Origin of the sequence: Knoellia remsis (assembly GCF_003002895.1) — a bacterium.
GTDB classification, from domain to species: domain Bacteria; phylum Actinomycetota; class Actinomycetes; order Actinomycetales; family Dermatophilaceae; genus Knoellia; species Knoellia remsis.
Genome location: NZ_PVTI01000018.1, coordinates 24,244 through 47,808 on the forward strand (window position 1 = coordinate 24,244; position 23,565 = coordinate 47,808).

At 71.3% G+C, this 23,565-nt stretch carries 22 protein-coding genes; 3 read left to right on the top strand and 19 right to left on the bottom strand.

Translation table 11 applies throughout. The annotated features are described in order from the left end of the window. Positions 1–228: 228 nt before the first annotated feature. From BCF74_RS11260 to ald, 9 genes are all read right to left on the bottom strand, one after another. Complete coding sequence (locus tag BCF74_RS11260; protein ID WP_106298055.1) at positions 229–1,113, bottom strand: alpha/beta fold hydrolase; 885 nt, start codon at positions 1,111–1,113, stop codon at positions 229–231. 102 nt (positions 1,114–1,215) lie between these two features. Continuing rightward, the gene (cmk, locus tag BCF74_RS11265) at positions 1,216–1,935 is read right to left on the bottom strand and encodes a (d)CMP kinase (RefSeq protein ID WP_106298056.1); all 720 of its coding nucleotides are present in this window, start codon (positions 1,933–1,935) and stop codon (positions 1,216–1,218) included. Positions 1,936–1,989: 54 nt separating this feature from the next. Continuing rightward, on the bottom strand, positions 1,990–3,132 hold the full coding sequence (locus tag BCF74_RS11270) for a prephenate dehydrogenase (RefSeq protein ID WP_106298057.1): 1,143 nt from the start codon (positions 3,130–3,132) through the stop codon (positions 1,990–1,992). Positions 3,133–3,143: 11 nt separating this feature from the next. Then, the gene (locus tag BCF74_RS11275; RefSeq protein WP_106298058.1) at positions 3,144–4,112 is read right to left on the bottom strand and encodes a pseudouridine synthase; all 969 of its coding nucleotides are present in this window, start codon (positions 4,110–4,112) and stop codon (positions 3,144–3,146) included. Then, complete coding sequence (scpB, locus tag BCF74_RS11280; protein ID WP_106298059.1) at positions 4,109–4,777, bottom strand: SMC-Scp complex subunit ScpB; 669 nt, start codon at positions 4,775–4,777, stop codon at positions 4,109–4,111. Before scpB ends, BCF74_RS11275 begins: the two co-directional genes overlap by 4 nt. After that, positions 4,770–5,720: a segregation and condensation protein A gene (locus BCF74_RS11285; RefSeq protein WP_106298060.1), complete on the bottom strand. Its 951-nt coding sequence runs from the start codon at positions 5,718–5,720 to the stop codon at positions 4,770–4,772. Before BCF74_RS11285 ends, scpB begins: the two co-directional genes overlap by 8 nt. Next, the gene (locus BCF74_RS11290; RefSeq protein WP_106298106.1) at positions 5,704–6,621 is read right to left on the bottom strand and encodes a ParA family protein; all 918 of its coding nucleotides are present in this window, start codon (positions 6,619–6,621) and stop codon (positions 5,704–5,706) included. Before BCF74_RS11290 ends, BCF74_RS11285 begins: the two co-directional genes overlap by 17 nt. Before the next feature lie 197 nt (positions 6,622–6,818). Then, entirely contained in the window at positions 6,819–7,751 is a 933-nt protein-coding gene (xerD, locus tag BCF74_RS11295; protein ID WP_245889309.1) for a site-specific tyrosine recombinase XerD, read from the bottom strand. A 1-nt stretch (position 7,752) separates the two neighbouring features. After that, complete coding sequence (gene ald / locus BCF74_RS11300) at positions 7,753–8,868, bottom strand: alanine dehydrogenase (RefSeq protein WP_245889310.1); 1,116 nt, start codon at positions 8,866–8,868, stop codon at positions 7,753–7,755. Positions 8,869–8,966: 98 nt separating this feature from the next. Between ald and BCF74_RS11305 the strand changes: the two genes are divergently transcribed. Beyond that, the gene (locus tag BCF74_RS11305) at positions 8,967–9,584 is read left to right on the top strand and encodes a hypothetical protein (RefSeq protein WP_106298062.1); all 618 of its coding nucleotides are present in this window, start codon (positions 8,967–8,969) and stop codon (positions 9,582–9,584) included. Between the two features lie 40 nt (positions 9,585–9,624). On the opposite strand, the gene hisS is transcribed toward BCF74_RS11305, so the two are convergent. Continuing rightward, entirely contained in the window at positions 9,625–10,992 is a 1,368-nt protein-coding gene (hisS, locus tag BCF74_RS11310; protein ID WP_106298063.1) for a histidine--tRNA ligase, read from the bottom strand. Next, entirely contained in the window at positions 10,989–11,690 is a 702-nt protein-coding gene (locus BCF74_RS11315; RefSeq protein ID WP_106298064.1) for an MBL fold metallo-hydrolase, read from the bottom strand. The genes hisS and BCF74_RS11315 overlap by 4 nt, the downstream gene beginning before the upstream one ends. 76 nt (positions 11,691–11,766) lie before the next feature. Between BCF74_RS11315 and BCF74_RS11320 the strand changes: the two genes are divergently transcribed. Together BCF74_RS11320 and BCF74_RS11325 are read left to right on the top strand one after the other, a co-directional pair. Beyond that, entirely contained in the window at positions 11,767–12,555 is a 789-nt protein-coding gene (locus tag BCF74_RS11320; RefSeq protein WP_106298107.1) for a peptidylprolyl isomerase, read from the top strand. Between the two features lie 3 nt (positions 12,556–12,558). Further along, a complete protein-coding gene (locus tag BCF74_RS11325; protein ID WP_245889311.1) occupies positions 12,559–14,151 on the top strand; it encodes a DUF349 domain-containing protein in 1,593 nt (530 codons plus the stop codon). Positions 14,152–14,326: 175 nt separating this feature from the next. On the opposite strand, the gene BCF74_RS11330 is transcribed toward BCF74_RS11325, so the two are convergent. From BCF74_RS11330 to ruvC, 8 genes are all read right to left on the bottom strand, one after another. After that, on the bottom strand, positions 14,327–16,627 hold the full coding sequence (locus BCF74_RS11330) for a RelA/SpoT family protein (protein WP_106298065.1): 2,301 nt from the start codon (positions 16,625–16,627) through the stop codon (positions 14,327–14,329). Positions 16,628–16,636: 9 nt separating this feature from the next. After that, the gene (locus BCF74_RS11335) at positions 16,637–17,317 is read right to left on the bottom strand and encodes an adenine phosphoribosyltransferase (protein WP_245889312.1); all 681 of its coding nucleotides are present in this window, start codon (positions 17,315–17,317) and stop codon (positions 16,637–16,639) included. 54 nt (positions 17,318–17,371) lie between these two features. Beyond that, positions 17,372–18,601 (bottom strand): protein translocase subunit SecF, encoded by a 1,230-nt coding sequence (gene secF / locus BCF74_RS11340; protein ID WP_106298066.1) that lies wholly within the window; start codon positions 18,599–18,601, stop codon positions 17,372–17,374. Continuing rightward, the gene (gene secD, locus BCF74_RS11345; protein ID WP_106298067.1) at positions 18,598–20,466 is read right to left on the bottom strand and encodes a protein translocase subunit SecD; all 1,869 of its coding nucleotides are present in this window, start codon (positions 20,464–20,466) and stop codon (positions 18,598–18,600) included. The genes secF and secD overlap by 4 nt, the downstream gene beginning before the upstream one ends. Further along, positions 20,466–20,762 carry a preprotein translocase subunit YajC gene (gene yajC, locus BCF74_RS11350; RefSeq protein WP_106298068.1) on the bottom strand — a complete coding sequence of 99 codons (297 nt, stop codon included), beginning with the start codon at positions 20,760–20,762 and terminating at the stop codon, positions 20,466–20,468. Before yajC ends, secD begins: the two co-directional genes overlap by 1 nt. A gap of 411 nt (positions 20,763–21,173) precedes the next feature. Beyond that, positions 21,174–22,373 (bottom strand): Holliday junction branch migration DNA helicase RuvB, encoded by a 1,200-nt coding sequence (ruvB, locus tag BCF74_RS11355; RefSeq protein WP_245889313.1) that lies wholly within the window; start codon positions 22,371–22,373, stop codon positions 21,174–21,176. Positions 22,374–22,381: 8 nt separating this feature from the next. Continuing rightward, positions 22,382–22,993 carry a Holliday junction branch migration protein RuvA gene (gene ruvA, locus BCF74_RS11360; protein ID WP_106298069.1) on the bottom strand — a complete coding sequence of 204 codons (612 nt, stop codon included), beginning with the start codon at positions 22,991–22,993 and terminating at the stop codon, positions 22,382–22,384. Then, the gene (ruvC, locus tag BCF74_RS11365) at positions 22,990–23,502 is read right to left on the bottom strand and encodes a crossover junction endodeoxyribonuclease RuvC (RefSeq protein WP_106298070.1); all 513 of its coding nucleotides are present in this window, start codon (positions 23,500–23,502) and stop codon (positions 22,990–22,992) included. Before ruvC ends, ruvA begins: the two co-directional genes overlap by 4 nt. Between the last annotated feature and the right edge of the window lie 63 nt (positions 23,503–23,565).

Consider the following 23,565-nt stretch of genomic DNA (forward strand, 5'->3'; position numbering starts at 1 on the left):
GCCGACCATTCTCCCCCAGCCGTGGCCATGCTCGGTTCAGTGTGGCGGAGGGGAGGAATTGGTGAGTTGCGCACGCACGGCGAGCGGCCGGCATACCGCAGGCTGCAACCGCAACGGACAATCAGTGCGGCAGGCTGCAGCCGCAACGGGCAATCAGTGCGGCGCAACGCGACCGCAACGGGCAATCAGTGCGGCGGGGCGCAACCAGAACGGGCAATCAGTCGGGAGTCAGGGGGTGGGGCGGACGCGGTCGAGGATCGTCCGGGCCACGAGGGCCGGCTCGGTCTCGGGGAGCCAGTGGCCGCCGTCGACCTCGACGAACCGGTAGTCGGCATCCACCCACCGCGCTGTCGCCTCGGCGGCCTCGCGCCCCAGGGCCGGATCCTTCGACCCCCACAGCAGCGTCGCCGGTACCTGGATCCGCCGCGTACCAGCGCCGTCGCTGCCACCCCGAGCGCCGCGCAACCGGCGCGGCAGCAGCTCACGCGGCCCCGGCATGAGGTCCCCGCCGAGCGGCAACGCGCGGTACCACGCGAGCCCGCCCGCGGCCGCACCCGGCTCACGGAAGCGGGCGGCATACCGCTTCGCCTCCTCGCGCGGCAGACCGATGCCGCGCAACACGGCATACAGGCGCCGCCCGAGGAACGCCTCGGGCAGCTTCGGCACCTGGAACGCCGCCATGTACCAGCTCATCCGTGCCTGCTGGGGTCGCCGCAGCGCCGCCGCGAACGCGCGATGGTGCGGCACCGACACCGACATGACGGAGTGCAGCCGCTCGGGGTGCTGCTCGGCGAACGCCCACGCGACGGCGCCGCCCCAGTCGTGCCCGACGAGATGGACCTTTTCGGCGCCTGTCGCGTCGATCGCCGCGACGACATCGGCGACGAGCTCCTTCATGGCGTATGCCGCCCGCTCGCGCGGTCGCGCGCGCGGTGAGTAGCCGCGCTGGTCGAAGGCGACGACGCGCAGGCCTTCGGCGGTGAGCTCGCGGCCGACGGCGTCCCACGTCCCCCGGTCCTGCGGCCAGCCGTGCAGGAGCATGACGACCTCGCCGTCCTCCGGTCCGGTGTCGGTGACGTCGAAGGTCAGACCGTCTCGGGTGAACTCACGCATGGGCGCAACCTACCGGCGGTGCTGGCTGTGGCCCGGCGAGCGTGCCCCGTCCCACAGCGGGGCCGATGGTCAGCCGCGATCGACGGTCGGACGCGACCGAGGTCAGGCCCGTGCGTGGCCGGCGACAGAGGCGACGACGGCGAGGACGGCCTCGACGCTCTCGTCGAAGTCGAGGTCCGAGGTGTCCACCGTGACGACGCCGTCCGCGGCGACGGTGAACTGCGAGACGGCCGAGTCGTCCCGGTCGCGGCGCAGCACCTGGTCGCGGGTCGCGGCGATGGCGGCCTCGTCGGCGGTTCCGTGGACCTCGGTGGAGCGACGGCGCAGCCGCGCCTCCTCGCTCGCCGTGAGCAGGATCCGCACGAGCGCGTCCGGTGCGACGACGGTCGTGATGTCACGCCCCTCCGCCACGACGCCACCGGTCTCGGCGGCGATGGCCGCCATCCGGTCGCGCTGCAGCTGTTGCAGGATCGGGCGGACGCCGACGTTCGTCGCGACCTTGGACACCTGCGAGCTGATCTCGGTGGTCCGGATGTCGGCGGTGACGTCGGTGCCGCCGACGATGACGCGCTGGTTGCTCGGGTCGGTCGTCTGCTCCAGCGGCCAGTCCTGCGCGACCGTGACGACCGCGGCCTCGTCGGTGAGGTCGACGCCCTGGTCGAGGCACCACCACGTGAGCGCGCGGTACATCGCACCGGTGTCGAGGTAGCCGACGCCGAGCCGGGTCGCAACGGCCTTCGAGACGCTCGACTTGCCCGAGCCGGAGGGCCCGTCGATCGCGATCGTCAGTGCCGGGCCGGTGCTCGGGGTGTCAGCGCTCATGGGTGGAGAGGATACGGTCCCGCGTCGGCCGGGCGGTCGTCAGCCAGGCCGGCGTCAGCCGTGCAGGCGCCAGCCGCGGGCCTGCAGCCCCTCGGCGAGCTCAGCGGCAGCGGCCGGCACGACGTCGACCTCGGCGAGCCCGAACGCCTGGCCCAACCCGTGGTCGAGGTGGAACTCCTCGATGTTCGTGCCGATCTCGCCGACGTCGGCGAAGAGTCGCCCGAGCTGCCCCGGCTCGTCCGGGATGAGCACCCGGACCGTTTCGTATGCCGTGGGTGCGGCACCGTGCTTCCCGGGGATCCGCGCGTGGCCGGCGTTGCCTGCGGCGATGGCCCGGGCGAGGGTGCCGCGGGCACCGGGTGCGTCGGAGTCGGCATCCAGCGCGTCGAGGGCCGCGATGACGCCGTCGAGGTCGCTCGCGATGGCGCGCAGCACGTCACGCACGGCGGTCGCGTTGCCGGAGAGGATCTGGGTCCACAGGTGCGGGTCGCTCGCGGCGATGCGGGTGACGTCCCGAAGTCCCTGCCCGGAGAGCGCGACGGCGGACCCGTCCAGGTCCTCGAGGCGGGCGGCGACGAGGCTCGCCATCAGCTGGGGCACGTGCGAGACCGACGCGACGGCGGCGTCGTGGTCGCCGGGTGGCAGGACGATGACCTCGGCGCCGACGGTGCGCGCGACGTGGGCGACGAGCTCCCGAGCCTGCTCGCCTGTCTCCTCGGTGGGCGTGAGGACCCACGCGCGTCCGTGGAAGAGGTCGTGCCGGCCGGCGACGGCCCCGCTGCGCTCGCGCCCGGCCATGGGGTGCGACCCGCAGAACCGCGTGAGGTCGGCGCCGCGAGCGCGCAGGTCGTCGATGACAGTCGCCTTGACGGACGCGACGTCGGTGACGGCGGCCTGCGGCCATCGGTCGAGCGCGTCCGCGACGCAGCCGGCGGTGACGTCGGGCGGGGTGGCGACGACGACGAGGTCGGGGTGCGCTGCCGGCCCGTCGCCCTCTCCCCTCTGGCCGGGTGGTGCCGTGCTCGTCGGCGTCGTCGACCCGGCACCGAGGTCGCGGGCGAGAGCGGCGTTCGTGCTCGAGATGTCCTCGAGCGTCACCGGCCAGCCGGCCCGGGTCAGCGCGAGTCCGAGGCTGGTGCCGATGAGGCCGGTGCCGACGACGTGGACTCTGGGGTCCGTCGAGGTGGGGGTGGTCATGCCGGGCTCGCTCACATGCCGGCTGCGGAGTAGAGGTCGCCGACCTCGCCCTTGGTGAGCTTGCGCCACTTGCCGGGCTTGGTGTCGCCCAGCCGGATCGGACCGACCTGCGTCCGCACGAGCGACTGCACGGGGTGGCCCACCTCGGCGAGGAGCCGCCGCACGATGTGCTTGCGGCCTTCGTGCAGAACGACCTCGACGATCGCCTTGCCGGGCTGGCTGTCGACGATGCGGAACGAGTCGACCGAGGCCGGGCCGTCGTCGAGCTCGACGCCCTCGCGCAGCCGCTTGCCGAGGTCGCGCGGGATCGGCCCGGGGACCTGCGCGAGGTAGGTCTTGAGGACGCCGTACTTCGGGTGCTGCAGCCGGTGCGCCAGCTCGCCGTCGTTGGTGAGGATGAGCAGGCCCTCGGTGTCGGCGTCGAGACGGCCCACGTGGAAGAGACGCTCCTTGCGGTCGCCGACGTAGTTGCCGATGTCGATGCGGCCGAGCTCGTCGTTCATCGACGTGACGACGTTGAGCGGCTTGTTGAAGGCGAGGTAGACCCGGGACTCGTCGAGCGTGACGCGCACGCCGTCGACGTGGACGACCTGGTCGGGCCGGATGCGCACACCGAGCTCGGTGACGATCTGGCCATCGACCTCGACGCGGCCGTCGGCGATGAGCTGCTCGCAGACCCGTCGCGAGCCGACTCCGGCTCCGGCGAGGAGCTTCTGCAGCCGTATGCCGTCCGGGTCGTGGACGTCGACGCTCGGCTGTGGTGGTCGCTGCTTGGGCTGGGTCGGCTGGCTGCGCTTCGTCGTCGCGCCTCCGCGCGGGCGGCCGGATCCGCCCTGGCCGCCGCGGCTGGGTCCGCCGCGTCCCTGACCGGGGCCGCCCTGACCGGGTCGGCCCTGACCGGAGCCGCCCCGGCGGCCACCACCGGAGCCGGCGCCACGGCCCGCTCCCCCGCCTCCGCGGCGGTCCCTGGGGGGCGTCATGCCCGCCCGCTCTCAGCGATCTCGTCGAGCACGTCGACCTCCGGCAGGTAGGGGGCGAGGGCGGGCAGGTCGTCGAGGGACTGCAGCCCGAGCCGCTCGAGGAAGACCGAGGTCGTGCCGTAGAGCGTCGCCGTCGACTCGTCGTCGGTGCCGACCTCCTCGATGAGGCCGCGGGTGAGGAGGGTGCGGATGACGCCGTCGACGTTGACGCCACGCACCGACGCGACCCGCCCGCGCGAGACCGGCTGGCGGTAGGCGATGACGGCGAGGGTCTCGAGCGAGGCCTGGGTGAGCTTGGCCTGCTGGCCGTCGAGGATGAACCGGCTCACGACCGGGGCGTAGTCGGCGCGGCTGTACATGCGCCAGCCACCCGCGACCTGGCGCAGCGCGAATCCGCGCTGCTGTGCGGCATACCCCTCCTCGAGGCCCTCGAGGGCCTCCTCCACGTCGGGGACGGGAACCTCGAGCGCGGAGGCGAGGGCCACCTCGGTGACCGGCTCGTCGACGACCATGAGGATGGCCTCGATGGCGCTTGGCAGGCCGCCGGGGACGTCGCCGACGTCGAAGGCGAGCTGTTCGGCCTCGGTCGGCCCGTCCGGCTCGACCGGCCCGTTCGGCTCGGGCGTCACGTCGTCCGTTTGTGCGGCATCAGTGGTGTCAGTCATGGTCAGCCTCTCGCTGATCAGGGGTGGCGTCGTCGGGGTTCTGGTCCGGCGCGGGTTCGCCGGTTCGGTCCTCGGAAGGCGCGGCCTCGTCGAACTCGTCGGTGACCTCGATATCGCCCTCCATCGCGCCCGTCCAGCGGACGGTGAGCTCGCCGAGCGCCTCGGCCTGCTCGAAGCTGATCGAGGCCTCGCGGAAGAGCTCGAGGAGGGCGAGGAACCGGGCGACGATGACGAGGGTGTTGTCGGCGTCGCGCACGAGCGTGCGGAACGACGCGACCCGCTCGCGGCGCAGCCGCTCGCCGATGATCGTTGCCTGCTCGCGCACGCTCACCGCCGGGGCATGCAGGTGCGCCAGTCCGACGGTGTCCGGGGTCTTGGGGGTGAGCGCCCGCGCGGCGATCATCGCGAGCTGCTCCGGCGTCACCGACCAGATGAGCTCGGGCAGGAGCTTGGCGAACTGCGGCTCGATGCCGGCCTGGCGCGGGGTCATCCGGCCGGCCGTCGCCATCCGCTCGCCGAACGTGTGCGCGATGTCCTTGAAGGCGCGGTACTGCAGCAGCCGCGCGAAGAGCAGGTCGCGGGCCTCGATGAGGGCGAGGTCCTCCTCATCCTCCGGGCTCAGCTGCGGCAGGAGGCGCGCGGCCTTGAGGTCGAGCAGGGTCGCCGCGACGAGGAGGAACTCCGACGCCTGCGAGAGGTCCCACCCCGCGTCGCCCTTGGCCTGCTCGGCCCGGATGTGCGCAATGAACTCGTCGGTGACCTTCGCGAGGGCGATCTCGGTGATGTCGAGCTTGTGCTTCGAGATGAGCCCGAGCAAAAGGTCGAAGGGTCCGGAGAAGTTCTCGAGGTGGACCTCGAAGGGGCTCGCCGCGGCCCGACGGGTGATGACGCCGCCGGGGGCGTCGGTCACGGCGTCGGGCGCGGTGTCAGGCTGCTCCGCCACGGGAGATGAGCTCCCTCGCGAGCTGCCGGTAGGCCCCGGCACCCTTGTGCGTCGAGTCGTAGGTCGTGATCGGCTCGGCGGCCAGGGTCGCGTCGGGGAACTTCACCGTGCGGCTGATGACGGTGTGGAACACCTGGTCGCCGAAGTGCTCGACGACGCTGGCGACGACCTCGCGCGAGTGCAGGGTGCGACCGTCGAACATCGTCGCGAGGATGCCGTCGATCTGCAGGCGCGGGTTGAGCCGGTCGGTGATCTTCTCGATCGTCTCGACGAGCAGGGCGACGCCGCGCATCGCGAAGAACTCGCACTCGAGCGGGATGAGCACGCCGTGCGCCGCGGTGAGGGCGTTGACGGTGAGCAGGCCGAGCGAGGGCTGGCAGTCGATGAGGATGACGTCGTAGTCGTCGAGGATGGGCCGCATGACCCGGGCGAGGATCTGCTCGCGCGCGACCTCGCCGACGAGCTGGACCTCGGCGGCCGAGAGGTCGATGTTGGCGGGCAGGACGTCGAGGCCCTCGACCTTGGTGTGCTGGATGACGTCGCGTACGTCGTGGCCGCGCTCGGTGAGCAGGTTGTAGACGGTGACGTCGAGGTCGTGCGTCGCGATGCCGAGGCCGACCGAGAGCGCGCCCTGCGGGTCGAAGTCGACGAGGAGCACCTTGCGGCCGTACTCCGCCAGTGCGGCACCGAGGTTGATCGTCGTCGTCGTCTTGCCGACGCCGCCCTTCTGGTTGCACATGGCGATCACGCGGGCCGGGCCGTGCGCCGTGAGCGGCTGCGGCTCGGGGAAGCTCGGGAGCGGGCGACCGGTCGGGCCGAGCTGGCCGTCTCCGGCCTCCTCGGTGCCGGGGAGGTGACCGGAGCGGTTCGTCGCCGGGACCGGCTCGTTGGCGGGCGGCATCGGCTCGGGCTCGGGGCCGGGTCGGGTCGCCGGTCGTTCAGTGGCGTGCGTGGCGTCCTGTGTCGTCTGGGTCGACTCGGTCGGCTGGTCGGCCGTCTCGTCGGTCGACGGCATCACGGTCTGGGTCTCTGACGAGTCCATCTCTCTCCCGGAACAGGTCGTGCGCGGTCAGCGTCCCGCTGATCGCACCGACACTATCAGCGGGCGCGGGGGTGGCTCTGGGCATAGACCTCGCGCAGCTGCTGCACGGTCACGAGCGTGTAGACCTGCGTCGTCGTCACCGAGGCGTGGCCGAGCAGCTCCTGCACGACCCGGACGTCAGCGCCGCCCTCGAGCAGGTGCGTCGCGAACGAGTGTCGCAGCGTGTGCGGCGAGATGTGCCCCGTGAGGTCGGCCCGCTCCGCCGCGGCGCGCAGCAGCGTCCAGGCGCTCTGCCGCGAGAGGCGCGACCCGCGCTGGTTGAGGAAGATCGCCGGAGTGCCCTTGCCCTTGGCCGCGAGGGCCGGTCGCCCGCGGACGAGGTATGCCGTGAGGGCCTCGCGTGCGTACGACCCCAGCGGCACGAGCCGCTGCTTGCCGCCCTTGCCCTCGAGGCGCACGACCGGCTGCTCCGCGTCGGTGGCGACGTCGTCGATGTCGAGGCCGACCGCCTCGGAGATGCGGGCGCCTGTCCCGTAGAGCACCTCGAGCAGCGCCCGGTCCCGCAGGCTCGCCGGGGTGTCCCCCACCGACGCGGCGTCGAGCAGGCGCTCGACCTCGGGCAGGCTGATCGCCTTGGGCAGCCGCGCGGGTGGCGGCGGCGGGCTCACCGCGGCCGCCGGGTCGGCGTCGAGGTCGCCCTCCATCGCGAGGAACCGGTGCAGGCCGCGCACCGCGACCAGGGTGCGCGCAGCACTGTTGGCCGCCAGCGGCGGGTGCTCGTCGTCACCCTCACGCAGCCGCGCGAGGAAGTCGGTCACGTGCGTCTCGGTCACCGTGTCGGGGTCGCTCACCCCGACCGAGGAGAGGTATGCCGTCCAGCGGCCGATGTCGCGCCGGTACGCCTTGAGCGTGTTGGCCGAGACCCCGCGCTCGACGTCGAGGTGGGTCAGCCAGCCGCGGGCGGCCCGCTCGATCGGCGTGGCAGACACGTCAGGCGAGAGCCTCCGCGAGGTCACCGGACGGCATACCGTGCGCCTCGGCGACGGGACCGTAGACGACCTCACCGGCGTGGGTGTTGAGACCGAGCGCGAGCGAGGCGTCCGCGCGGCAGGCCTCGCGCCACCCCTGGTCGGCGAGGCGGACGGCATACGGCAGGGTCGCGTTGGTGAGCGCCCACGTCGAGGTGTTGGGCACGGCGCCCGGCATGTTCGCGACGCAGTAGAAGATCGAGTCGTGCACCTGGTAGGTCGGGTCCGCGTGCGTCGTCGGGCGGGTGTCCTCGAAGCAGCCGCCCTGGTCGACGGCGATGTCGACGAGGACCGAGCCGGGCTTCATCTGCGAGACGAGCTCGTTCGTCACGAGCTTGGGTGCCTTGGCGCCGGGGATGAGGACGGCCCCGATGACCATGTCGGCCTCCATGACCTGCTGACGGATCGCGAGCGTCGAGGAGGCGAGGCCGTGGACGCGGTTGTTGTAGCGCCAGAAACTCATCCGCAGCTTGTCGAGGTCGGTATCGAGGAGGGTGACGTCGGCGCCCATGCCCAGCGCGATGTTCGCGGCGTTCTGACCGGAGACGCCCGCGCCGATGATGACGACCTTGGCGTTGGCGACACCGCCGACGCCGCCCATGAGGACGCCGCGGCCGCCCTGCGGCTTCATGAGGGCGTAGGCACCGACCTGTGGCGCGAGGCAGCCAGCGACCTCGGACATCGGGTAGAGCAGCGGCAGCAGCCCGCTGGGGAGCTGGACGGTCTCGTAGGCGATCGATGTCGTCCGCTTGGCGACGAGCTCCTTGGTGAGCGGCTCGTCGGCGGCGAGGTGGAGATAGGTGAAGAGGGTCAGGTCCTCGCGGAGGCGGTGGTACTCCTCGGCGATCGGCTCCTTGACCTTCATGACCATCTCGGCGTCGCCCCAGACGTCGTCGGCGTCGTCGACGATGCGCGCACCCTGGCTTGCGAACTCCTCGTCGGTGATCGACGAGCCGAGGCCGGCACCCTTCTGGACGAGGACCTCGTGGCCGTGGCCGACGAGCTCGTGGACGCCGACGGGCGTGATGCCCACCCGGAACTCGTTGTTCTTGACCTCGCTGGGGACGCCGATGCGCACGGGAGACTCCTTCGTCAGGCGGCGGTGGGTGTGCCGCCGGGACTTGCGTGACTGCGGTGGGACGCGGTGGGTGTGCCGCGAGTGCGAGTCTAGGACCCGTGAAGCTCTATGCAGACCTGCCCGGTCGTCGCCTCGTCCAGATCCTCGCTGACCTCGGCATGGTGGCCTGGGTCATCGTGTGGGTCTGGGTCGGGCGGCGCGTCCACGACGTGACGATGGCGCTCGCCGAGCCGGGGCGCCGGCTCGAGGGTGCGGGTGCCGGGCTGCGCGACCGGCTCACCTCTGCCGGTAACAACGTCGACGACCTGCCGATCCTCGACGACCGGATCGCGGAGCCGTTCCGGTCGGCCGCGGGTGCGGGGACCTCGATCGAGGACGCGGGCCGTGATCTCGTGACGGCGGTGGAGCGGTTCGCCCTCGTCATCGGGTGGACGACGGCGCTCGTCCCGATCCTCATCATCGTGCTGTGGTGGGCGCTCGCGCGGGGCCGGTTCGTGCGACGGGCGACGGCGGCTCAGCGGTTCGTCGACGCCGACGACGACCTCGACCTCTTCGCGTTGCGGGCCATGGCGAACCAGCCGATGGCAGCGCTCGCTCGCGTCTCGGACGACCCGAGTGGCGCGTGGCGGCGCGGCGACCGCGAGACGATCAGGGCGCTGGCCCTGCTCGAGCTCAAGGACTCCGGCCTCCGCCCACCGCCCGCTCTCCCCCACTGATTGCGCACAGTTCGCAGCCTCGGAGGCGAACTGTGCGCAATCAGTCGGAGGTGTGGGCCGGGGCGGAGACGGTCGGGTGGAGGTCCTCGGCGGGCGGTGACCAGGACGATGCATCGGCGTCGACCTGCTCACCGGAACGGATGTCCTTGACCTGGTCACCCCCGGACTCGGCGGCACCCGGGAACCACACGAACGGCATACCGCGCCGCTCTGCATACCGGATCTGCTTGCCGAACTTCGCCGCCTTCGGCGCCACTTCGCACGGTATGCCGCGTGCGCGCAGCGCGGTCGCGACCCGTTGTGAGGTGGGCCGGTCCGCGTCGTCGTTGACGGCCACGAGGACCGCGGCCGGGGTGGCCCGGGACGCGACGAGCAGGCCCTCGGCGAGGACGAGCCCGAGCAGCCGCGAGACGCCGATGGAGATGCCGACGCCGGGATAGGTCGTCCTGCCGTCACTGGCCAGCGCGTCGTAGCGGCCGCCGGAGCAGAACGACCCCCATGACTCGTAGCCCTCGAGCTGGGTCTCGTAGACGGTGCCCGTGTAGTAGTCGAGGCCGCGGGCGATCTTGAGGTCGGCGACCATCGCGCCGGGCGCGTTCTCCATGCCGTTGCGGATGACCGCGGCGAGGGCGTCGAGGCCGGTGTCGAGGGTGGGGTGCTTGACGCCGAGGGTGCGGACCCGCTCGACGAAGCTCGTGTCCTCGGTGCGGATCGAGGCCAGCGCGAGGCACTGGTCGGCCTGCTCGTCGGTACGGCCGGCCTCGACGAGGAGCGCCTTGACCTTGTCCGGGCCGATCTTGTCGAGCTTGTCGACGATGCGCAGCGTGCCGATGATGTCGTCGGGCGCGATGCCGATGCCGAGGTAGAACCCCTCGGCAATACGCCGGTCGCTCACCTGGATCGTCATCCGCCCGATGGGCAGTCGGGCGAAGATCTCGGCCATGACGAGCGGGATCTCGGCCTCGAAGTGCGGGGCCAGCTCACCGACGTCGACGATGTCGATGTCGGCCTGGGTGAACTCGCGGTACCGCCCCTCCTGGGGCCGTTCGCCACGCCACACCTTCTGGATCTGGTAGCGGCGGTAGGGGAACGTCAGCTTGCCGGCGTTCTCGAGGACGAAGCGCGCGAAGGGCACCGTGAGGTCGAAGTGCAGCCCGAGGTCGGGGTCGCGCGACGAGCCCTCTCCCTTGGCGGCCGACGCGTCGGCGAGGCGGGTCACGCCGTAGATCTCCTTGTCGGCGTCGCCACCCTTGCCGAGCAGCCGCTCGACCGGCTCGACGGCGCGCGTCTCGAGGGAGGTGAACCCGTGCAACTCGAAGGTCTCGCGGACGATGTCGAGGACGTGCTGCTCGACGATGCGCTCTGCCGGGAGGTACTCGGGGAATCCGCTCAGCTTGGTGACCTTCACGCGCCCAATCCTTGCAGGTACGGGTTCGTGCCCCGCTCCCGGCGCATCGTCGTCGCCGGGCCGTGCCCGGGCAGGACGAGGGTGGAGTCCTCGAGCGGCATCACGACGTCGCGCAGCGACCGCTGCATCGCGTCGCCGTCGCCACCGGGCAGGTCGGTCCGCCCGATGGAGCCGGCGAAGAGCACGTCGCCGGTGACCATCGTCCGGTCGAGCTCCTCGGGTGCGCGCACGCCGTCGGGCAGCCGGTCGAACCCGAACATCACCGACCCCTCGGTGTGCCCCGGCGCGTGCAGCACCTCGAGGTCGAGTCCGGCGAGCGTGAGCGTCTCGCGGTCGGTGACCTCGACGACGTTGCTCGGCTCCTGCCACGTCGCCTTCGTCCCGAACTGCTGCTCGAGCATCCCGACGATGCCGGGGCTGGCCGACCCGAGCGGGTCGGTGAGGCGGTAGCGGTCGTCGCTGTGGATGTATGCCGCGGTGTCGCCGCCGCAGACCGGCGTCACCGAGTAGACGTGGTCGACGTGGCCGTGGGTGAGCAGCACCGCGGCCGGCTTGAGCCGGTGCTCGGTGAGCACCTCGCGCAGGGTCTCCTCGATGCCGATGCCCGGGTCGACGATGACGCACTCCTCGCCTTCGCCGGGGGCGATGACGTAGCAGTTGGTCGCGAAGGCGGCGGCGGGGAAGGCGATCGTCAGCACGTTCCCGACCCTATCGATCGGCGCGGTCGGGCACTCCGGCGAGCGGGCCACATACAGGCTCCCTACACTCACCTGCGTGACGAAGAAGCAGGAGCGCGACCGGGCCCGGCGCCGGTGGGAGAAGCAGCAGGCGACCCAGCAGGCGAAGGCCGAGAAGCAGGCCCGGCTCAAGAGGATCGCCGCCATCGTGGCGACCGTCGCCGTCGTCGGTGGCCTCGTCGGTGCACTCGCCTGGCGGATGAAGCCCGAGCCCGACCCGGAGCCGCAGCGCACGGCTGCCGGGTGCGAGATGCCTCCCGAGCCGCTCGGAACGACGGCGAAGCTCGAGCTACCCGACAAGGCCACGGCAGCGGGCAAGACCTACACCGCGACGCTCACGACGAACTGCGGCGACATCGTCCTCGAGCTCGACGGCACCAAGGCGCCGCAGGCCGTCGCGTCGTTCGTCCAGCTCGCCAAGGCCGACTACTGGCTCAACTCCCCCTGCCACCGTCTTGGCACCGGTGAGGGGTTCAAGCTGCTCCAGTGCGGTGACCCCACCGGTGGTGGACAGGGCACGCCGGGCTACGGCTTCGCGGTCGAGAACGCCCCCAAGGACGGCACGTACCCTCGCGGCACCGTGGCCATGGCCCGGACGCAGGACCCGAAGAAGGGCAACGGCGGCCAGTTCTTCCTCGTCAACGGTGAGACGAAGCTGCCCGACCCGAACGGGTACACGATTTTCGGGACCATCACGCAAGGGTTGGATATCGTCGACAAGGTCGCCGCAGCAGGGGTCCAACCCGGCGGCGAGTCGGAGACCACCGGCGCCCCCGCGGCGCCCATCAGCATCCTGCGGGTTGCTGTGACCGAGAAGAAGGCGTGAGCCGTGAGCGACGAGACGACGAGCAGCACCCCCGAACCGCAGCCGGAGAACGCTGAGGCGCTGTCGGAGACGACGGCGAGCCCGGCCGAGGCTGCGACCGAGGCGGCGGCAGCCACCGAAGCCGAGGCGGCGACCGAGGCGGCGGCAGCCACCGAAGCCGCTCCGGTCACCGCACCGGAGGAGTCCACGGCCGGGAGCACACCTGCCGCTGCCGCTCCCGCTCCTGCGCCCAAGCCGGCCGCGCCCGCGGTGCCCTCCCCCGCCGCTCTGGCATCGCGGATGTCCGCCCGCCCACGTCCCGCGGTCCCTGCGCCTCCCGCTGCGCCCGCCGTGGCGGAGCACTCCGAGTCGGCGAAGTTCGGTCGGGTCGACGACGAGGGTCACGTCTTCGTGAAGGTCGGCGAGGAGGAGCGCGAGGTCGGCTCCTACCCCGGCGCGACGCCGGACGAGGCGCTGCAGTACTTCGCCCGCAAGTACGACGAGCTCGCCGCATCGGCCGAGCTGCTCCAGCAGCGGCTCACCAACCCCGACGTCTCCGCCAAGGAGGTGGCCGACGGGCTCACGACGCTCAAGGACCACATCGCGCAGGCCAACGTCGTCGGCGACCTCGCTGCTCTGGACGCCACCGTCGAGGGCATCGAGTCGGGGCTCGCGACCAAGCGCGAGACCGAGCAGGCCGCCCGCGCCGAGGCCCGCGAGGCCGCGGCGAAGGAGCGCGAGGCCATCGTCGTCGAGGCCGAGTCCATTGCCGGCCAGGACCCGGAACGCACCCAGTGGAAGCAGAGCGGTGAGCGGATGCGTGCGCTGCTCGACCAGTGGAAGCAGCACCAGCGCTCCGGCGTGAAGCTCGACAAGCCCACCGAGAACGCGCTGTGGCAGCGGTTCAGCCACGCCCGCAACGCCTTCGACAAGGGCCGCCGCGGCTTCTTCGCCCAGCTCGACTCCACTCGGGCGGACGCCAAGAGCGCCAAGGAGCGCCTCGTCAAGGAGGCCGAGCTGCTGTCGACGAGCAAGGACTGGGGCCCGACGGCACGCGCCTTCAAAAACCTCATGGACCAGTGGCGTCAGGCCGGGCGCGCGTCCCGCGCCGACGACGACGCCCTGTGGGAGCGCTTCAAGGCGGCGCAGGACGCGTTCTTCAACGCCAAGGACGAGGTCGCGGCCGCCGAGGACGAGGAGTACCGCGCGAACCTCGCCGTCAAGGAGGAGCTGCTCAAGGAGGCCGAGCAGATCCTCCCCGTCACCGACCTCGAGTCGGCCAAGTCGCGGCTGCGGACCATCCAGGACAAGTGGGACGCCGCCGGCAAGGTCCCGCGCGCCGACATCGACCGCACCGAGAAGGCCATGCGCCGCATCGAGTCGGCGGTGCGTGAGGTCGAGGACGCGAAGTGGAAGTCCTCGAACCCCGAGGTCGCCGCCCGCGCCAACTCGATGGTGACGCAGCTGCGCTCCTCGATCGAGTCGATCGAGTCCGACCTCGCCGCCGCCCAGGCCAAGGGCAACGAGAAGAAGGTCAAGGACCTCACCGCCAAGCTCGAGTCGCAGAAGGCGTGGCTCGAGCAGGCCGAGAAGGCCGGCTCCGAGTTCGGCTCCTGACGCGGGACTTGAGAGCCGCTCACCCGCCGTCCGCCGTCCCAGCATTATCGGGTCACCCGATAAAGGCCGGCTCCACCCGAGAAGCCTTGTCGGGTCGGGCGGGACAGTATCGGGTCACCCGATAATGCTGGGGCGTGTGTGACTCGGGGGCGCGCGGGCGGGCCCAGCGGCCCGGCTAGGACTGGGTGACGCGGTAGACGTCCATGACGCCGCGCACGCCGCGCACCGTCTTCATGACGTGGTCGAGGTGGCTCGGGTCCCCCATCTCGAAGGTGAACTTCAGACCGGCCACCCGGTCCCGTGAGGTGTGCACCGTCGCCGACAGGATGTTGACGCCGCTCTCGGAGAGCACGCGGGTCACGTCGGACAGCAACGCGTTGCGGTCGAGCGCCTCGACGGCGAGCTGGACGAGGAACACACTCCCCGCCGTCGGCGCCCACTCGACGTCGATGATCTTGTCCTGCTGCTTGAGCAGCTCGGCCGCGTTGGTGCAGTCGCGCCGGTGCACCGACACTCCCATGCCGCGGGTGACGAAACCGAGGATGTCGTCCCCCGGCACCGGCGTGCAGCACCGGGCGAGCTTGACCCACACGTCCGACATGCCCTTGACGACGACGCCCGGGTCCCCGGCGCGGCGGCGTCGGTCGGGACGGGCTCGCGGCATCGTCACCTCGGCGAGGTCCTCGCTCGCCTCCTCGCCACCCTGGGCGGCGACAAGGCGCGACACGACGTGCTGGGCCGACACGTGACCCTCGCCGATCGCGGCATACAGGGCGTCGATCCCACTGAGCCGTAGCTCCTCGGCGACACCGGTCAGGGACTGGACCGAGGTGAGCCGAGCCACCGGCAGTGACCGTTTGCGCATCGCCTTGGCGAGCGACTCCTTGCCGGACTCGATCATCTCCTCGCGACGCTCGCGGGTGAACCAGTGCCGGATCTTGTTGCGGGCGCGCGCGGAGTGCACGAACGTCAGCCAGTCGCGCGACGGCCCGGCCCCGTCCGCCTTGGAGGTGAGCACCTCGACGGTGTCCCCGTTGTCGAGCCGCGACTCCAGCGGCACGAGCCGGCCGTTGACCTTGGCGCCGATGGTGCGGTGACCGACCTCGGTGTGCACGGCATACGCGAAATCCACGGGAGTTGACCCAGCCGGCAGACCGACGAGCTGCCCCTTGGGCGTGAAGACGTAGACCTCGCTGGCGTTGATCTCGAAGCGCAGCGACTCGAGGAACTCGCCCGGGTCGGCGGTCTCCTTCTGCCAGTCGAGCAGCTGACGCAGCCACGCCATGTCGTTGGCGCCGGTGCTGCCGCTCGTCGCGCTCGGGCCGTCCGCTCCGGCGGGGCCCTTCTCCTTGTACTTCCAGTGCGCGGCGACGCCGTACTCGGCCCGCCGGTGCATCGTGTGCGTGCGGATCTGGATCTCGACCGGCTTGCCCTCAGAACCGATGACCGTCGTGTGCAGCGACTGGTACATGTTGAACTTTGGCGTCGCGATGTAGTCCTTGAACCGCCCCGGCACCGGCGTCCACCGCGCGTGCATCGCCCCGAGCGCGGCATAGCAGTCGCGCACCGTGTCGACGAGGACCCGCACGGCGACGAGGTCATAGATCTGCTCGAAGTCGCGACCCCCGACGATCATCTTCTGGTAGACGGAGTAGTAGTGCTTCGGCCGCCCCGTGACCGTCGCCTTGATCTTCGCGGCGCGCAGGTCGGACTCGACGCTCGCACGCACGGTCGTGAGGTACTCCTCGCGGGCCGGCGCGCGGTCGGCGACGAGCCGGACGATCTCCTCGTAGACCTTCGGGTAGAGCGTCGCGAACGACAGGTCCTCGAGCTCCCACTTGATCGTGTTCATGCCGAGCCGGTGCGCCAGCGGGGCATAGATCTCGAGCGTCTCGCGAGCCTTGCGCTGGGCCGACTCCTTGGACACGTAGCGCCACGTGCGGGCGTTGTGCAGCCGGTCGGCGAGCTTGATGACGAGCACGCGGATGTCGCGCGCCATCGCGACGACCATCTTGCGCACCGTCTCGGACTGCGCCGCTTGGCCGTAGGTGACCTTGTCGAGCTTGGTCACGCCGTCGACGAGCATCGCGATCTCGTCACCGAAGTCCTGGGTCAGCTGCTCGAGGCTGTATGCCGTGTCCTCGACGGTGTCGTGGAGCAGCGCCGCCGCGAGCGTCGGTGGGGTCATGCCGAGCTCGGCGAGGATCGTCGTCACCGCGAGCGGGTGGGTGATGTACGCGTCGCCGCTCTTGCGCAGCTGCCCCTCGTGGGCGCGCTCGGCGACCTCGTAGGCCCGCTCGATGACCGCGGTGTCGGCCTTGGGGTGGGTGAGGCGGACCGTCGTGAGCAGCGGCTCGAGCACGGGGTGCGCCGTCTGACGCGCTCCGCCGAACCTGGCGAGACGGGCACGCGCGCGGGCGCGTTGCGTGGCGTTCGCCCCGCTGCGCACCGGGATCGGCGTGGTCTCCTCTGCCATGCAGGGAGTCTAGTTGTCGGCTGTGCCCTCGACGACATGCAGGGCACGCACACTGCGCTCCCCCAACGCGGCCCGGCCACCGAGGAACGCGAGCTCGACGACCGTCTCGAACGCGACGACCTCCGCGCCCGCGCCCTCGAGCAGGTCCCAGGCCGCGATGGCCGTGCCGCCCGTTGCGAGGACGTCGTCGACGAGCAGCACCCGCTGCCCCGGCGTGACGGCGTCGGTGTGGATCTCGATCGTCGCCGTGCCGTACTCGAGGTCGTAGGTGCGCTGGACCGTTGCGCCGGGGAGCTTCCCCACCTTGCGGACCGGCACGAACCCGACCCCGAGCTCGTGCGCGAGGGCGCCGCCGATGATGAACCCGCGCGCCTCGATGCCTGCCACCGCGTCGATGCGTTGCGGCACAGGCGATCCGGTATGCCGTCCGCTCCCGGCCGCGGTGCGCCCCTCCCCCGCGGTCGTATGCCGTCCGCTCCCGTCCGCGGTGCGCCCCTCCCCTGCGGTCGTATGCCGTCTGCTCCCGTCCGCGTACCGCGCCGCGAGGGCGCGGATCACCTCACCGAAGGCCGGGCCGTCACCGAGCAGCGGCGTGATGTCCTTGAAGACGACCCCGGGCTTGGGGAAGTCCGGGACGTCGCGCAGGTGTGCCGCGACGAGGTCACTGACGTCCGGGTCGGAGGTCGTCACGGGTACCGGTGCTCCTTGGGGTGACGTGACGCGCGGCGGCGAACCGGGCCGCGACTACTTGCGGCGGGACTTCGGAGTCTTCTTCGGCTGGTTGCGCGGACCGCCCTGGGCCCACTTGTGCACCGAGCGGCCGGTGAGCGTGGACCGCTCCTCGTCGGCTGCGCCGGGAGTCGCGCCGCTGCCGGCGGGCCGGCTCATCGAGGCTTCGGCCTGCTCGCGGCTGCGGTCCGAGGACTCGCTGATGGGCGAGCTCGGGCCACCCACGGTCGCGAGCTGGGCCTCGCGGTTGCGTGCCTCGCGCTCGCGCGCCGCCTGCGAGCGGGAGGCGCGCTTGTCCAGCTCGATGACGGCTGGGTCCTTGCGGCGCAGGCTGACGAGCAGCGGGGTCGCGAGGAAGATCGACGAGTACGCACCGACGAGGATGCCGATGAACAGGACCAGCGCCAGGTCGAGCAGCGTGCCCGGGCCGAGGAAGATCGCGCCGACGACGAGCACCGCGAGGATCGGCAGCAGGCCGATGACGGTGGTGTTGATCGACCGGACGAGAGTCTGGTTGACCGCGAGGTTCGCCGCCTGGGCGAAGGACATGCGCCCGTTCGCGAACGCCTCGTTCGTGTTCTCACGGACCTTGTCGAAGACGACGACGGTGTCGTAGATCGAGTAGCCGAGCACGGTGAGGAAGCCGATCATCGTCGCCGGCGACACCTCGAACTTCGAGAACGAGTAGATGCCGACGGTGATGACGAGGTCGTGCGCCAGCGCGATGAGCGCCGCTACGGCCATCTTCCAGTTCCGGAAGTAGATCGACAGGACGATCGCCACGAGGATGAGGAAGATGACGAGGGCACGCAGCGCCTGCTTCGTCACCGAGTCGCCCCAGGACGGGCCGATGAACGTCGCGCTCACCTGGTTCTCGTTGACGCCGAAGGACTTCGCCAGGGCCGTGCGCACCTGTGCGCTCTCGGCGTCGTCGAGGCGCTCCGTCTGCACCCGGACGGTGCTCGTGCCGACCTGGGAGACACGGACCCCGGAGGTGCTGTCGTCGGTCGCGCCGAACGCCTCCCGGGCCTTGGCCTCGTAGTCCTCGGGAATGGACTGGTTGGTGACCCGGAACTCCGAGCCGCCGGTGAACTCGAGGCCGAGGTTGAGCTTGTTGATCCCCAGACCCGCGATCGCGATCGCCATGAGGACGAGCGAGACGATGTAGAAGTTCTTGCGCTTGGGGACGACCGGGATGGACCGCTTCCCGGTGTAGAGGTCGTTACCGAAGTCGGCGAAGCTCATCGGGCGCTCCCTTCGGCGCTGGCCACGCGGGCGTCGGCGCCCACCGTGCGAGGCGAGGTGGTCGTGAAGCGACCTCGGCCGGCATACGAGGTCTTCTTCACCGCACCGAGCTTGCGCGGGTCGAGACCTGACCAGGGGTGGCCCTCGCGGAAGAACTTCCGGCGCGCGAGCAGCGTCACGAGCGGGTGGGTGAAGGCGAAGACGATGAGGATGTCGAGCAGGGTCGTCAGGCCGAGCGTGAAGGCGAAGCCTCGAACGCTCGAGCTGGCGAGGAGGTAGAGCACGATCGCGGCGAGGAAGTTCACGCCGTCGGCGATGAGGATGGTGCGCTTGGCGCGGTCCCAGCCGGTGGCGACGGCACTCTCGAGGGAGCGCCCCTCGCGCAGCTCGTCACGGATACGTTCGAAGTAGACGATGAAGCTGTCCGCCGTGAACCCGATGGCGACGATGAGGCCGGTGACACCGGCCATGTCGAGGCGGTAGTTGTGCGACCAGCCGAGGATCGTGATCGCCAGGTAGGTGAGCACTGCGGCGGCGAGGATCGAGGCGATCGTGACGAAGCCGAGGACGCGGTACTGCATGAGCGAGTAGATGACGACGAGGAGGAGGCCGACGAGGCCCGCGATGAGGCCGTAGCGCAGCTGCTCACCGCCGAGCGTGGGGCTGATCTGGTCACGCGTCTCGAGGTCGAAGCTGATGGGCAGGGCGCCGAACTTCAGCTGCTGGGCGAGGTCACGGGCGTCCTGGATGCTGAAGGCGCCGGTGATCTGGGCCTGGCCGTTGGGGATGGCCTCGTTGAAGCTCGGGGCCACGATGACCCGCGAGTCGAGGACCGACGCGAGCTGGTTCTGCGGCTGCTGCATCGCGACCATCTTGCGGGAGACGTCGGCGTACTGCTTGGTGCCTTCACCGTCGAGCGAGAGGTTGATCGCGACCTGGCTCGTCTGCTGACCCTGCGGGGTGGTCACGTAGCCGGCGGAGGCGTCGCTGATGCGCTCGCCGGAGACGACGACCGGGCCGAGGATGTACTTGACGGAGCCGTCCTGCTCACAGGTGACGAGCGGCTTCTTCGCGTCGTCGACGATGTTCTCCAGAGCGTCTGGCTTGGAGCAGTCGAGAGCGGTGAACTGCTGCGTCAGCTCGGGGGTGATCTGCTCGAGGCTGTAGGGGTCTGTCGTCGCCGGGGCGGAGCCGCTGGGGCTCGGGCTCGGGGCCGGGGCGCCGGACGCGGACGGGCTGGGCGCCACGCTCTGCTGCAGGGTCGGCGTCGGCGACGGGCTGGGGGCCGTCGTCTCCGAGGTCAGGGCGCCGGGAAGGGCCGAGTTGTTGCTCGACGTCGAGGGTGCCGGGTTGGCCGACGGGGCGCTCGCGGACGGGCTGGAGCTCGGCGACGCGGACGGGTTGGCCGAGCCGCTGGGGCTGGGCGATGCGGAGCCGCTGGGCGAGGCCGACGGCTGCGGCTGCGGCGACCCGGGCGCGATCGCCAGGACGGGACGGAACTGGAGCTGCGAGGACTGACGGATCGCGTCCTCGTCCTTCTTGCTCGGGATGCCGGGCATGCTGACGACGATGTTGCGGCCGCCCTGGGTCGTGACCTCGGCGTTGGCGACGCCGCTGGCGTCGATGCGCTGGACGATGATGTCGCGGGCCTGGGAGAGCTGCTCGGGGCCGACGTTGCTGTTCCCGGTGACGCGCGGCTTGAGGATCATCTGGGTGCCGCCCTCGAGGTCGAGGCCGAGCTTGGGCGCGTAGCTGCCGTTGCTCAGCTGCGCAGCGCCGACGAGCAGGCCCGTGAGCGCGAGGGTGAAGACGGCGATGCCGATGAGCGCCCGGCGGGCGAAGGAGACCTGGCTCAGCGGTGCCATCACTCGGTCTCTTCGGCGTTCGGCGTGGTGGCCTCGGGCTGCTTCATGCCGACGGCGCGACGGTCCACGCGCACCTGCACCCCCGGGGCGACCTCGAGCGTCGCGGTGACCGGGTCGAGCGCGATGACGGTGCCGTAGAGACCCGACGTCATGACGACCTTGTCCCCGACGGCGAGGGCGTCCTGGAACGCCTGGATCTCACGGCCGCGGCGACGCTGGCTGAACATGAGGAACGCCAGGAGCAACAGCGGCAGGGCGAGCACGAGCAGGTTGCCGAGGCCGGCACCGGAATTCATGAGGATCCTTCGAGTCGGTCAGCGCGTCCGCATGCTGCCGGACGCGTCAACGGCCCGGTCGACGCCGGGCCGCCACGTCAGCATAGGTGACGCCGTCTGAGTCGACCAACGCGCAACGCGGACCCATCGTGCCCGCTTCCGCAGTACTTCGCACCCGCACCGCCGAACCTGTCCGGCCCCTCTGCCCCCTCGCGTCAAGAGGTGCCTTTGCTCCAGCTCCTTGGAGCAAATCACGCTGGTGCTCCAGTTCCTTGGAGCAACTCACGCTGGTGCTCCAGTTCCTTGGAGCAATTCACGCCGGTGCTGCGGCTCCTTGGAGCACCGGCGTGAGTTGCTTCCGTATGCCGCAGCAAAGGCACCTCTCCGAGCAGGCGGGTACTCGCGGTGCGAGGTCGCTGGTTCCGACGTGGCTCAGCCGCCGAGGCGGCCGGGGCCGTCGTCGAGGGGCAGCGCGTCCTGGGCGCCGAACGCCGCCTCGCGCGGCGGGGTGAGACCGAGGTGCGACCACGCCTTCGGTGAGGCCGCACGCCCCCGCGGGGTGCGCACCATGAATCCCTCGCGCACGAGATATGGCTCCGCAACCGTCTCGACGGTGTCGGACTCCTCCCCGACGGCGATGGCGAGCGTCGACAGCCCCACCGGTCCCCCACCGAAGCGGCGGCACAGCGCGTCGAGCACGGCCCGGTCGAGCCGGTCCAGCCCCGCGTCGTCCACGTCGAACAACCCGAGCGCCGCATGTGCGGCAGCCTCGTCGACCACACCGGACCCGTGCACCTGCGCCCAGTCCCGCACCCGGCGCAGCAGGCGGTTGGCGATTCGGGGCGTCCCCCGCGACCGGCCGGCGATCTCGGCAATCCCCGCCGCATCCGCGTCGACGCCGAGCAGCCCGGCCGAGCGCGTGAGGATCGTCGTGAGGTCGGCGGCGTCGTAGTAGTCCAGGTGCCCGGTGAACCCGAACCGGTCGCGCAGCGGCGCGGGCAGCAGCCCCGACCGGGTCGTCGCGCCGACGACGGTGAACGGCGGCAGCTCGAGCGGGATCGCCGTCGCACCCGGCCCCTTGCCGACGATGACGTCGACCCGGAAGTCCTCCATCGCGAGATAGAGCATCTCCTCCGCCGACCGCGACATGCGATGGATCTCGTCGAGGAACAGCACCTCACCCTCGTCGAGCGAGGACAGCACCGCCGCGAGGTCACCAGCATGCTGGATGGCCGGTCCGGAGGTCACCCGGATCGGGCGCTCGAGCTCAGCCGCGACGATGAGCGCGAGTGTCGTCTTGCCGAGCCCGGGCGGTCCGGACAGCAGGATGTGGTCGGGCACGCTCCCCCGGCGACGCGCAGCCTCCAGCACCAGCCCCAGCTGGTCGCGCACCCGCGCCTGCCCCGGGAAGTCCGCGAGCCGCTTCGGGCGCAGCGCCGCCTCGACGACCCGCTCGTCGTCGCTGTCCGCTCCCGCGTCGACGATCCGCGCGGTCGCGTCGAGCGACCCGTCACTCTCCCGCTGACTGTCCCCGTCCCACTCACGGCCAGTCCGACCGCCACCCGCGAGCCCAGCAGAGCCATCCGCCCCCTCGACGATGTCGGACCGGAACCCGTCGCGGCCGCCGGCCATGCCCGGGCTCACCGCCCGAGGTCCCGCAGCGCCAGGCGCAGCAGCGTCGCCACCGTCGCGTCGTCGTCGGCGGACGCCACGACCCGACCGACCGCGTCACCGGCCTGCTTGCCGGTCCAGCCGAGTCCGACGAGGGCCTCGGTCACCTGCTCCACCCGACCGTCACCACCGGAGGCGACCGCAGCGGCAGGTGCGGACTCACCGACGCCCGCAGCGGACGGCATACCGACCTTGTCGCCCAGCTCGAGGACGAGACGCTCCGCGCTCTTCTTGCCCACACCGGGGATCTTCGTCAGCGTCGCGACGTCCTTCGTCGTCAGCGCGGCGCGCACCTCGTCGGGGGTGAGCACCGACAGCATCGCCAGCGCGAGCCGCGGCCCGACCCCCGACACGGTCTGCACCGTCTCGAACATGTCACGTTCCCCCGCCGACCCGAACCCGTAGAGCGTCAGCGAGTCCTCGCGCACGACGAGCGTCGTCGACACGGTGACGTCCTCGCCGGCGCGCAGCTCGGCCGCGGTGCGCGGCGTCGTGTGCACGAGCATGCCGACGCCGCCGACTTCGACGACGAGCCGGTCGAGTCCGACGTGGCCGACCCGTCCGGACAGCGACGCGATCATCGCGCGCCCGCCTTCGCGAGAGCGTCGAGCCGAGCCGTGGCCGCGCCGCGCCAGAGGTGGCAGATCGCCAGCGCCAGCGCGTCCGCGGCGTCGGCGGGCCGCGGCGCCTCGGTGAGCTTGAGGATCCGGGTCACCATCGTCGTCACCTGCGCCTTGTCGGCGCGGCCGGTGCCGGTCACCGCGGCCTTGACCTCCGTCGGCGTGTGGAAGACGACCGGTATGCCGCGCTTGCCGGCCGTGAGGAGCGCGATCGCCGTCGCGTGGGCCGTCGTCATGACGGACGTGACGTTGCTGTCGGCGAAGACCCGCTCGACGGCGACGACCTCCGGCGTGAACCGGTCGAGCCACCCGTCGAGCTCGCGCTCGAGGAAGATCAGCCGCTCCCCCGGGTCACCGTCGCTCGGGGTGCGCACGACCCCGACGGCGACCATGCTCGCGCGGCCGGCCCGGCCGTCGACGACGCCGAGGCCGCACCGGGTGAGGCCAGGGTCGATGCCGAGAACGCGCACGCGCGCCGCCTTCCGTCGTCGTGCCGGGTGAGCGCCCACTGCACCTCAGCGGGCTCCGAACAG

Bases quoted from the DNA above. Each gene is read 5' to 3' on its own strand.
- BCF74_RS11260 (WP_106298055.1), bottom strand. From the start codon at position 1,113: ATGCGTGAGTTCACCCGAGACGGTCTGACCTTCGACGTCACCGACACC.
- cmk (WP_106298056.1), bottom strand. From the start codon at position 1,935: ATGAGCGCTGACACCCCGAGCACCGGCCCGGCACTGACGATCGCGATC.
- BCF74_RS11270 (WP_106298057.1), bottom strand. From the start codon at position 3,132: ATGACCACCCCCACCTCGACGGACCCCAGAGTCCACGTCGTCGGCACC.
- BCF74_RS11275 (WP_106298058.1), bottom strand. From the start codon at position 4,112: ATGACGCCCCCCAGGGACCGCCGCGGAGGCGGGGGAGCGGGCCGTGGC.
- scpB (WP_106298059.1), bottom strand. From the start codon at position 4,777: ATGACTGACACCACTGATGCCGCACAAACGGACGACGTGACGCCCGAG.
- BCF74_RS11290 (WP_106298106.1), bottom strand. From the start codon at position 6,621: ATGCCGCCCGCCAACGAGCCGGTCCCGGCGACGAACCGCTCCGGTCAC.
- BCF74_RS11330 (WP_106298065.1), bottom strand. From the start codon at position 16,627: ATGGCAGAGGAGACCACGCCGATCCCGGTGCGCAGCGGGGCGAACGCC.
- secF (WP_106298066.1), bottom strand. From the start codon at position 18,601: ATGAGCTTCGCCGACTTCGGTAACGACCTCTACACCGGGAAGCGGTCC.
- secD (WP_106298067.1), bottom strand. From the start codon at position 20,466: ATGGCACCGCTGAGCCAGGTCTCCTTCGCCCGCCGGGCGCTCATCGGC.
- yajC (WP_106298068.1), bottom strand. From the start codon at position 20,762: ATGAATTCCGGTGCCGGCCTCGGCAACCTGCTCGTGCTCGCCCTGCCG.
- ruvB (WP_245889313.1), bottom strand. From the start codon at position 22,373: ATGGCCGGCGGCCGCGACGGGTTCCGGTCCGACATCGTCGAGGGGGCG.
- ruvA (WP_106298069.1), bottom strand. From the start codon at position 22,993: ATGATCGCGTCGCTGTCCGGACGGGTCGGCCACGTCGGACTCGACCGG.